The organism is Bartonella sp. AD328YNZD (assembly GCF_042196425.1).
In genome coordinates this window covers 1-1,557 of record NZ_JBHIQG010000460.1, presented here as the reverse complement: position 1 = coordinate 1,557, position 1,557 = coordinate 1, and the positions used below count along the sequence as shown (strand labels likewise).

Genomic DNA, 1,557 nt, shown 5'->3' with positions numbered 1-1,557 from the left:
TCATTACGCAATTGTTGTATGGCTTGCTTTTTTTGCGTTGTACTCTTTTTCAAGTCTTGAGCGAGTTTAAAAGATAATCTGATATATTTGGTCAACAAGTAAGGAAGCCGGATCATAACCATAACCATTAAAATGGCAATGATAACGACCCCTAAAAAAGCCAAATGCTGCATCATAATGCTCCCTTTTTTTCCCTATTGCATTGATGTGAAATCATCATTTTTATCCTCTGCTCAAACAAATGTTTCTAATTCCTTTACTGTTTCTTGCACGCCATACTGAAGGAGACTATGGAGAATTAAAATGACAGGTAAAGAAACAACAATACATGTCCAGACCCATGACAGCAGTCGCATGACAAAATCAATAAAGTGAAGCACTATCATAGGCACGTAATTGTGCAAAAAAACCGCAGATTTTGGAAGAAAAGCAAAAAAAACGACAACACCTGTGCTAAGTGCAACCATAACGAAGGCGATAGAAAAGATCATAAAATAATCTTTTTTTGAGAGAAGCAAGGATTCTTGAAAAGAAAAGGCACGCAACTGTGTTGCAAGAACTGTATTCTGTCCCCTACCCTCTGCCTGATAATGCCTCAAATTCTGCGCTGCACCCTTTTTTAATTTTCGCTGCGTCACCAATAACAAGATTGTCCGTTTTATCAACGAATAATAAAGTGCAACGATTGTCACCACGGTAGAAAGGAATACCATAAAAATTGCAGAACAAATAAAAATTGCCGTCCCTACGGCAATCAACATTCCAATGATTAAAGAAGCGCTCACTTTTCCCCCTATTGTCTTCTGTTAAGAGATTGATTGTCTAGCTGTTTCTGCTCTGGTAAGTTTTCCCATTGTAGCATCATTTCCTTCACATCCCGTTTAAATACGGCGTTAAAGACAAAAAAGAGCGGAAACAACCCAAAAAGAACGCCAAAAATTATTTGCGGCAAGAAACATAAAAAAGCCCAAACACTATTCCATCCCGCATCAAGAACATGCTGAATTATAGGATTTTGGAATGGGTGTTTAAGACTTTCCTGAAAACTTTCTTGTTTCATTTGTCCCAGTGCTTGGAGCTGTTCTTTGGATATAACGTGAAAAAATTCCAAAGGGCTCATATAGGCAGACGCGGAAAAAAGCACCAACAAGAGGATAGCCAAACAACAAATGATGATATAATCGCCTGTTGAGAGAGCCGTCCATTTTTTGAAAGCTTCTGATTGATCCAACACGGGCTGCGATACAAAGGCCCTATCTCCCTTATGGGCAGATTGGTGTTGTGATTTATCTTCGATCATACGGATACTCCCCCCACTTCTAAAATTCCCACTCTTCAATATTTGATAGCACGCCACCAGCGCGGTAGATTCGCTTAGCACTCTTCTCAGAGTAAAGCAAGCACTATAATTCCCCTCTATGTATTTTGTTCACTTGCCTTATACGCGCTTATACATGAAGCGCTTACAAGCCCAAACATCCCTTTTCCCAAGGAAGGGTGTTCTATTGAAAGCCAAGCACGCGGCCAAGATCAACCTCAGTCCCAGATCAACCTCAT

Annotated in this window: 2 protein-coding genes; both read right to left on the bottom strand. The window is 39.9% G+C overall.

From position 1 onward, the window contains the following. Positions 1–233: 233 nt before the first annotated feature. Positions 234–785, bottom strand: coding sequence for a hypothetical protein (locus tag ACFIO3_RS12825; RefSeq protein WP_375607594.1), 552 nt, complete (start codon positions 783–785; stop codon positions 234–236). 8 nt (positions 786–793) lie between these two features. After that, positions 794–1,300, bottom strand: coding sequence for a hypothetical protein (locus tag ACFIO3_RS12820; protein WP_375615514.1), 507 nt, complete (start codon positions 1,298–1,300; stop codon positions 794–796). Positions 1,301–1,557 lie beyond the last annotated feature (257 nt).

Excerpts from the sequence above, each read along its gene's own strand:
- ACFIO3_RS12820 (WP_375615514.1), bottom strand. The coding sequence starts at position 1,300 with ATGATCGAAGATAAATCACAACACCAATCTGCCCATAAGGGAGATAGG.